The 8,054-nt window shown below is 34.7% G+C and carries 11 protein-coding genes; all 11 read left to right on the top strand.

Annotated elements, in window-relative coordinates:
* Window positions 1–222 precede the first annotated feature (222 nt).
* The 11 genes from spoIIIAA (at window position 223) to J2Z81_RS02025 (ending at window position 7,853) form a co-directional block, all read left to right on the top strand.
* Window positions 223–1,203 (top strand): stage III sporulation protein AA, encoded by a 981-nt coding sequence (gene spoIIIAA, locus J2Z81_RS02075; protein ID WP_029270023.1) that lies wholly within the window; start codon window positions 223–225, stop codon window positions 1,201–1,203.
* Window positions 1,148–1,660 carry a stage III sporulation protein SpoIIIAB gene (gene spoIIIAB / locus J2Z81_RS02070; protein ID WP_029270025.1) on the top strand — a complete coding sequence of 171 codons (513 nt, stop codon included), beginning with the start codon at window positions 1,148–1,150 and terminating at the stop codon, window positions 1,658–1,660. Before spoIIIAA ends, spoIIIAB begins: the two co-directional genes overlap by 56 nt.
* Window positions 1,661–1,678: 18 nt before the next feature.
* A complete protein-coding gene (spoIIIAC, locus tag J2Z81_RS02065) occupies window positions 1,679–1,885 on the top strand; it encodes a stage III sporulation protein AC (protein WP_029270027.1) in 207 nt (68 codons plus the stop codon).
* A 6-nt stretch (window positions 1,886–1,891) separates the two neighbouring features.
* Complete coding sequence (spoIIIAD, locus tag J2Z81_RS02060) at window positions 1,892–2,284, top strand: stage III sporulation protein AD (protein ID WP_029270029.1); 393 nt, start codon at window positions 1,892–1,894, stop codon at window positions 2,282–2,284.
* Between the two features lie 30 nt (window positions 2,285–2,314).
* Window positions 2,315–3,511: a stage III sporulation protein AE gene (gene spoIIIAE, locus J2Z81_RS02055; RefSeq protein WP_226370608.1), complete on the top strand. Its 1,197-nt coding sequence runs from the start codon at window positions 2,315–2,317 to the stop codon at window positions 3,509–3,511.
* Window positions 3,512–3,521: 10 nt separating this feature from the next.
* Window positions 3,522–4,145 carry a stage III sporulation protein AF gene (gene spoIIIAF / locus J2Z81_RS02050; protein ID WP_029270031.1) on the top strand — a complete coding sequence of 208 codons (624 nt, stop codon included), beginning with the start codon at window positions 3,522–3,524 and terminating at the stop codon, window positions 4,143–4,145.
* Entirely contained in the window at window positions 4,142–4,783 is a 642-nt protein-coding gene (gene spoIIIAG, locus J2Z81_RS02045; RefSeq protein ID WP_226981180.1) for a stage III sporulation protein AG, read from the top strand. Before spoIIIAF ends, spoIIIAG begins: the two co-directional genes overlap by 4 nt.
* A 13-nt stretch (window positions 4,784–4,796) precedes the next feature.
* Complete coding sequence (locus tag J2Z81_RS02040; RefSeq protein ID WP_029270035.1) at window positions 4,797–5,351, top strand: SpoIIIAH-like family protein; 555 nt, start codon at window positions 4,797–4,799, stop codon at window positions 5,349–5,351.
* A 246-nt stretch (window positions 5,352–5,597) separates the two neighbouring features.
* Window positions 5,598–6,083 (top strand): acetyl-CoA carboxylase biotin carboxyl carrier protein, encoded by a 486-nt coding sequence (gene accB, locus J2Z81_RS02035; RefSeq protein ID WP_029270037.1) that lies wholly within the window; start codon window positions 5,598–5,600, stop codon window positions 6,081–6,083.
* Window positions 6,084–6,097: 14 nt separating this feature from the next.
* Window positions 6,098–7,459, top strand: a complete 1,362-nt coding sequence (gene accC, locus J2Z81_RS02030; protein WP_029270039.1) for an acetyl-CoA carboxylase biotin carboxylase subunit — start codon at window positions 6,098–6,100, stop codon at window positions 7,457–7,459.
* A 4-nt stretch (window positions 7,460–7,463) separates the two neighbouring features.
* Window positions 7,464–7,853 carry an Asp23/Gls24 family envelope stress response protein gene (locus J2Z81_RS02025; protein ID WP_029270041.1) on the top strand — a complete coding sequence of 130 codons (390 nt, stop codon included), beginning with the start codon at window positions 7,464–7,466 and terminating at the stop codon, window positions 7,851–7,853.
* Window positions 7,854–8,054 lie beyond the last annotated feature (201 nt).

The raw sequence follows: 8,054 nt of genomic DNA, 5'->3' as shown, positions 1-8,054 counted from the left end.
GGATACTCAAGAGATTGAACCGCCGTATACGGAACCGTACGTACGGTGGTGTGAGAGGTCGACTAACCAAGTAATGGTTAGTCACCTACTCGATTCTCTAAAGGAAGAAGGCCGGTAAAGGCGAGGTTTTTCAGTTTAAATATCTCTACTATTTGTTGTCATAATACCTCTTCTTAAACATAGATTTATTATAAAGGTACTACTAAAAAGTGAGGATTTGCTATGGATGAGATATTGCGACTATTCCCCGAAAAAATGAAACAAGCTGTCCAAACAAAAATTGCAGATAAATGGCCGTTGTTGCAGGAAATTCGGGTGAGGCTTTATCAACCGATAGAGCTCATCTTTGATAAAAACAAAATTGAATGGATTCATTTTACCAAACCGGCTAAAAATGATTTTATTTTTGTTTTAAATCAATTAAGTTCATTTTCCCTCTACCGGATGGAAGATGAACTCCGGGAAGGTTATATTACGATTGAAGGGGGGCATCGCATAGGTCTGGCTGGAAAAGTAAACACATTGGGCGGTTCGGTAAAGGCCATTCAGCACATTACCTTTCTAAATATTCGTATTGCAAAAGAAAAAAAGGGAATAGCATTGCCAATCCTTCCATATATCTATCATGCAGACTATTTAAGTACGCTTTTTATCGGTCCGCCGCAAACAGGAAAAACAACATTCATTAGAGATGTTACGCGCTTAATCGCAACTGGGTGGAAGAATATATCTGCAAAAAAGGTTGGCGTCATTGATGAAAGATCTGAGATAGGTGCTTCAATTAACGGAGTTCCACAGCATAATTTGGGATTTCGTACGGATGTTATGGATGCTTGTCCTAAGGCGGAAGGTATGATGATGATGATCCGTTCTATGTCCCCTGATATTCTTGTGGTAGATGAAATTGGTAGCAGTCAAGATGTCCAAGCATTAATGGAAGCTGTAAATGCAGGGGTAACTGTTATTTGTACGATACATGGTCAAAGCATGGAAGAACTTAAAAAGCGACCATCATTACAACCAATATTTGATCAAAATATCTTTCAGCGCTTTATTGTCTTAAAAAAACACGTTAATCCCGGGCATATTCAGCAGATTTATAATCAGAGAGAAGTAAACATTTTACAGAAATCGAGGTGCCTGCAAGGTGAAATGGATTGGAGCACTTCTTTTCATAGGTACAACAACATGGATAGGCTTTGAATGGAGTAATAAACTAAACAACCGGCCAAAACATATCAGACAGCTTAAAAATGCTTTACAAATATTAGAGGCAGAAATTTTGTATAGTCAATTGCCATTACAGGAGGCTTTTACAACAATAGCGAAGCAAATTCCACAACCGACCAAATCTTTTTTTCATACGCTGGGGTTAAGTATGGGAAAGCAAAATCCAGACTTGTACAGTCTTTGGGAGGAGCAAGTGGATCATTTGATGCATCTATCATGTTTAAGCAGAAACGAGCAAGAAATTCTAAAACAATTTGGCAGAACATTAGGTCAGCATGACTTTGATCAACAACAAAAACACATACAGTTAACCGTTAGTCATCTTGACCGTGAATTGGAGGACGCTAGAGATAACCAAACAAGATATAGCAAAATGGCTAAAAGTCTAGGCATTTTATGCGGGATATTTATCGTGTTATTGCTTATTTAGTAGGAAAGGGGTATATCCATGCTTACCGATGCTTCCATTTTATTTCAAATTGCTGGAATAGGCATAATAGTGGCACTAATCCATACTGTATTAAAACAAATGGGAAAGGAAGAAATAGCCCAATTCGCTACGCTTGTAGGATTTATTATCGTTCTCGTTATTGTAATTAATGGCCTTTCAGATCTGTTTCAGCAGATTAAATCAGTATTCCTTTTTCAGGGGTAACGTTACATGGATATATTACAAATTGTCGTGTTGGGGATCGTTGCGAGCATTCTGTATATCATTTTAAAAGATATAAATACTTCTTTCGCATTTTTTATTATTATCATTACTGGAATTGTTATATTTCTAGTAATTATTAAACAAATTGGATCTATTTTTCAATTAATCGAATCGCTGGGAGAAAAAGCGAATATTGATGGAATGTATTTGGAAACGATTTTAAAAATTATCGGAATTGCTTATATCGCAGAACTCGGAGCAAATATAACGAAAGATGCGGGATTGAATTCCATCGCAGCAAAAATTGAGCTGGCAGGGAAAATTTTTATTTTATTGCTTTCTATACCTATTATAACTGCTGTTATAGAAGCAATCTTAAGTTTTTTACCACCTACCTAATCAGCGGTTCGAAAGGAGTAATTAACGTGGATGAAACAATATAAACTACGAATTGCGTTTACACTCGCTGTTTTGATGCTGCTATGTGGACAACCCGTTTTCGCTTCCGATACATCCGATACAGTCAATAAAAAAGATCAAACTAAGATTGAAGATGCTATGTTAGATGAAATATCACTGGATGGTATTCAAGAATATTGGAATGAATTGGTTACCGAATATGGTGGCTATATACCGGAACTAGAGAAAACAAGCATTTACGAATTTATTAAAAACAATGGATCATTCTCTTTAAAAAGCACTCTGATCGGTTTTGTGAAATATTTGTTTTATGAGCTGCTGCTAAATGGTAAATTGTTAGGATTACTCTTATTACTCACACTGTTTTCCATTGTTTTACAAACAGTGCAAACAGCATTTGAACATAGTGCAGTTAGTAAAATTGCTTATTTTGTTGTTTATATCGTTCTTATCTATATTGCTTTAAATAGCTTCTATTTAGCTTTTTCATATGCAAAAGACTCTATTGATGCAATGAGTAGTTTTATGATTGCTATGCTTCCCTTGATACTTGGTTTAATGGCAAGCTTTGGCAATATGATAACCGTATCTTTTTTTCATCCGGTTGTTATTTTTTTAATAAACTTAAGCGGTATATTAGTATCCAAATTCATTTTACCATTAATATTTTTTGCAGCATTATTATTGATTGTAAGTAGCCTAAATGAAAACTATAAAGTAACACATTTAGCCAATTTATTTAAAAATATTAGCCTTGGTGTACTTGGAGCCTTTCTAACTGTTTTTTTAGGAGTAATGTCTGTTCAGGGGACTGCTAGTGCAATCCAAGATGGAGTGGCGATGAAAACCACAAAATTTATTACAGGAAACTTTATTCCTATTGTAGGGCGAACTTTTACAGATGCAGCGGATACGATTCTAAGTGCTTCTTTATTATTAAAAAACGCTATTGGTATTGTTGGAGTAATCATTATCGTTTTTCTAGCATTATTTCCGGCATTAAAAATTTTCGCAATCGCCCTTACTTATAAAATAGCCGCTGCAGTTCTGCAACCGATTGGTGATGGTCCAGTTATTACAACTTTAAATACAATTAGTAAATATATTGTATATATTTTAGCCTGCTTATTAGCAGTAACATTAATGTTTTTTTTAGCAGTCGTCATTATTGTTATAGCCGGTAATGTAACGCTACTTCTTAGGTAGGATGATAGAAATGGACGTTATTACACAATGGGTAACACAAATTATTGTATTTATACTGTTAGCAACAATCATCGACCTGATTATTCCTGCTACTTCCATGAAGAAATATATCAAATTAGTAGTTGGATTGATTCTAATTTTAATTTTTTTAAAACCAGTCTTTTATTTATTTAATATAAATATTCATCAATCACTAGAAACAGCGTACTCACAGCTTTACGAGGAAGAAATGGAAAATCAGGATATAGAAAATCAGATAAAAATGCAAAAAAATGAAATACAAGCCTCTCAAGATGCATATATTTTAGAAGAAATGACTGTCCAATTGAAAAATCTAGCAAAAGATCCTTTGCGAGAGATACACCAGGCTGAAATTACAGACATACAATTTGAGTTTTCCAAAAAGGAAAAAGTTTCTTATGAGGATCTGGAAAAAGTCATTGTTTATCTACAAGAGTTAAAAAATGGGGAGGGAGAAGTGAATACAGTTGAAAATATCCAAATTAATACCGAAGAACCGCTAGAAGATGAAAAAGATGAACAAATGATTGAAGAAATGGAAGCTTTACTACGAGACACTTGGGATCTAAATAATAAAAAACTCAAGATCATCTGGGAGGGAGGAACATCTTGAAAGATAAATTTAAAAAATTGTTTCAAACAGAAAATGGTGAAATAAAATTTAAAAAGCCATCTAAAAAAACTGGTTACCTTATCGTAATTGCCTTAACAGGACTATTACTCCTTATCCTTGGAAATGCTTTTTCATCACCTTCAAAAGAAACGACAGTAAACAATAATCATGTAAATAACAACACCAACCAACCAGCAAAAGAAACCATTTCAGAGAAAAAATCTTCAACAACATCAAATGTAAGCGAATTAGAGACAAGCTATGAAAAGGACCTAACTGAAATGTTAGAAAAAATTCAAGGTGTCTCAGATGTAGAAGTGATGGTAAATCTTGATTCAACGAATGTTAAGGTCTATGAAAAAAATTTAATTTCGGGTCAGCAGACTACAGATGAATCCGATAAAAACGGCGGAACACGAAAGGTGGAGGATAGTACAGAAGAAAAAGAGGTTGTATTAGTAAGACAAGGTGATAAAGAGGTCCCACTACTTACCCAAACAAAAAAACCAGAAGTACGAGGGGTATTTGTTGTAGCAAAAGGAGTTGATCATGCAACAGTTAAGAAGTGGATGGTAGAGGCGACAACAAGAGTACTTGATGTGCCTACTCATAGGGTTTCTATAATGCCAAAAAATTAAGGGGGATAATATAATGTTAAAAAAACAAACGGTGTGGCTGTTGACAATGCTTAGTTTAATGATTGTTCTGAGTGTCTACTATATGACTTCCGATACCGAAGATTTAGCTTATATTGATAATGGTTCAAATGAGTCAGAGGAAGCTACAACAACTGATCCAGCACAAAATAAAGAAGATGCAGAGATTAATGATATAAATAACTTGAACGAAGATGAATTGTTTACAACCATTCGAATGGAATTACAAGATAAAAGAAGCATGCAAAAAGATCGCCTAAAAGAAATAGTAGCTTCAAACAATGCTAGTACCGATGAAAAGAATGAAGCATTAAACGAAATGGAGACAATGGATGAATTAGCATCAAAAGAAAATATTTTACAAAATTCAATTCTATCTTCCACAGAAAAATATGAAGATGTACTAGTTCGTTCTGATGAGGACAAAGTACATGTACATGTGAAAGTTGATAAATTATCGAAACAGGAAGTAGTAAACATTATGCAGATGGCAAAAGATGAATTTGGTGAAGTAACAGTAGATGTTAATTTTCAACCAACTGAAGGATAAAAACATACATGGATACAATAAACCAGGCGTACGAATACGTCTGGTTCATTTGTGTGCGAGAAACCATTCGTATTAATATGATAACATTGATATAATGATTAAAAAGAAGAATATATGGATAAAACACATATAAATGATTGTTTTATTTTTATGTTGCCGTTTTATGATAAATTATCGTAAAATAGATAAAGGTATTAACGATACCCAATAATAATTTTTGTCTAAGCTGAAGGGTGGCTATTTATAATGTTAAATATGGATGAGATACGTGAAATAATAAAATTAATTGACCAATCATCTATCGATGAATTTACTTATGAAACAAGTGGTGCAACCATTTCAATGAAGAAAAATGAAAATACTGTGTCCCAAACTCCTGAAAAAGAAGTACATAAGAAAGTCCAATCAGCTGATACACCTTCACTAGTTGATATCAAGCCGGAAATACAGGAAGAACCCAAAGAGGAGCAAACGGAAATCAAGATAGACTATGATTATGAAATTGTTTCACCAATGGTCGGCACACTTTATAGTGCCCCGTCCCCTGAAAGGGAAGCTTATGTAACAGTTGGTAGCAAAGTAGAAAAAGATTCAATTGTTTGCATTGTAGAAGCAATGAAATTATTTAATGAAATTGAAGCAGAAGTTAAAGGTGAAATCGTTGAAATATTAGTGGAAGATGGCGAATTAGTAGAATATGGTCAACCACTATTTAGAGTAAAGACTAAATAAGGGGGACAAATTCCTTGATTAAAAAACTGTTAATTGCAAATAGAGGAGAAATAGCGGTACGAATTATCCGTGCTTGCAAAGAAATGAACATTGATACAGTGGCCGTTTACTCCGAAGCAGACAAAGAATCATTACATGTTCAATTGGCAGATGAAGCTTACTGCATTGGGCCAACTTTAAGTAAAGACAGCTATCTTAATTTCACTAATATTATGAGTGTCGCTACTTTAACAGAGGTTGATGCTATTCATCCTGGGTATGGATTTTTAGCTGAAAATGCTGACTTTGCTGAAATTTGCAGAGCATGCAATGTTGCTTTTGTAGGACCTACACCAGATGCAATTCAAAAAATGGGTATTAAAGACGTTGCCAGAGATACGATGAAAAAGGCAAATGTCCCCATCGTTCCAGGTTCGGATGGAATTATTCAAAATGAAAAAGAAGCAATGGAAATTGCAAATAATATAGGCTATCCAGTGATTATAAAAGCTACAGCTGGAGGTGGCGGAAAAGGAATTCGTGTAGCAAAGACCGAGGAGGAACTTATTAAAGGAATTCAAGTAACGCAAAAAGAAGCGGAGACTGCTTTTGGAAACGCAGGCGTTTATATAGAGAAGTTTATTGAAGATTTTCGACACGTTGAAATTCAAGTGCTAGCTGATCAGCACGGCAACGTTATTCACTTAGGCGAAAGAGATTGTACCATACAGAGAAGGTTACAAAAGCTTATTGAAGAAACACCTTCACCTGCAATTACACAAAAAATTAGAAAGCGTATGGGGGAAGCGGCAGTAAAAGCAGCTAAAGCCGTCAATTATGTAGGCGCTGGGACAATTGAGTTCATTTTTGATAGGACTACCAATGAATTTTATTTCATGGAAATGAATACACGAATCCAAGTGGAGCACCCTGTCACTGAAATGGTAACAGGCATAGATCTCGTAAAAGAACAAATTAACATTGCAAACAATGAAAAATTAAAACTGACACAAGCAGATGTAACTTTTGATGGATGGGCAATGGAATGTAGAATTAATGCTGAAAACCCTTTTAAAAAGTTTATGCCTTCACCAGGGGAAATAGAAATGTATTTATCGCCAGGTGGCTTAGGGATAAGAGTCGATTCTGCTGCATATCCTGGTTATAAGATCCCGCCATATTATGATTCAATGGTGGCCAAATTAATTACGTATGGTTCTGATAGGGAAGAGGCCATTAAGAAAATGAAACGTGCATTAGATGAATTCATCGTTGAAGGTGTTCATACAACGATACCATTCCATCGTTTAATCATGGATAATGAAGTTTTTTATGAAGGAGATTTTAATACAAATTTCCTTCAGGAAAATCCAATTTTAGAAACTATAAAGGAGTGATTGAATGACTGATCAAAGCTCTCTGAATGTAAGTGATGATACTGGATTAGGAAACGTGGAAATTGCCCCCGAGGTCATCGAGGTCATCACAGGTATTGCTGCTTCTGAAGTGGAAGGTGTTTCTTCTATGCGCGGGAACTTTGCTACTGGAGTTGTGGAGCGATTTGGGAAGAAGTCGCATACGAAGGGAGTAAAAGTAGAATTAACGGAAAGCGGCATCTTAATCGATTTATATGTTGTTTTGAACTTTGGTGTGTCAATTCCTGAAGTCGCACAAAAATTGCAAACAAATATTAGGCAAACATTAAAAAATATGACTGCGCTGGAAATTGCGGAAATAAATGTTCATGTAGTAGGAATTCAAATGGAGGATACAGAAAATACTGAGGTATAAGATTTAAGGTCAAAAGAAAAGTATTCTTTTGACCTTCTATTATAACTTTAGTATCCGTTAAATTTACGCTTTAAGATTGTAAATAACGAACCTAGAAATGAACTTTTAATCATGTTATTATTTGTATAAGATAATGTATAGAAATAGGATGTTTAAATCACCCAAATGATCAAATAGTATATCTTTTTAGTTCGTAGAGGA

Source organism: Virgibacillus alimentarius (genome assembly GCF_017874635.1).
Taxonomy (GTDB): domain Bacteria; phylum Bacillota; class Bacilli; order Bacillales; family Amphibacillaceae; genus Virgibacillus_B; species Virgibacillus_B alimentarius.
This window is presented reverse-complemented; position numbering and strand designations above follow the sequence as displayed.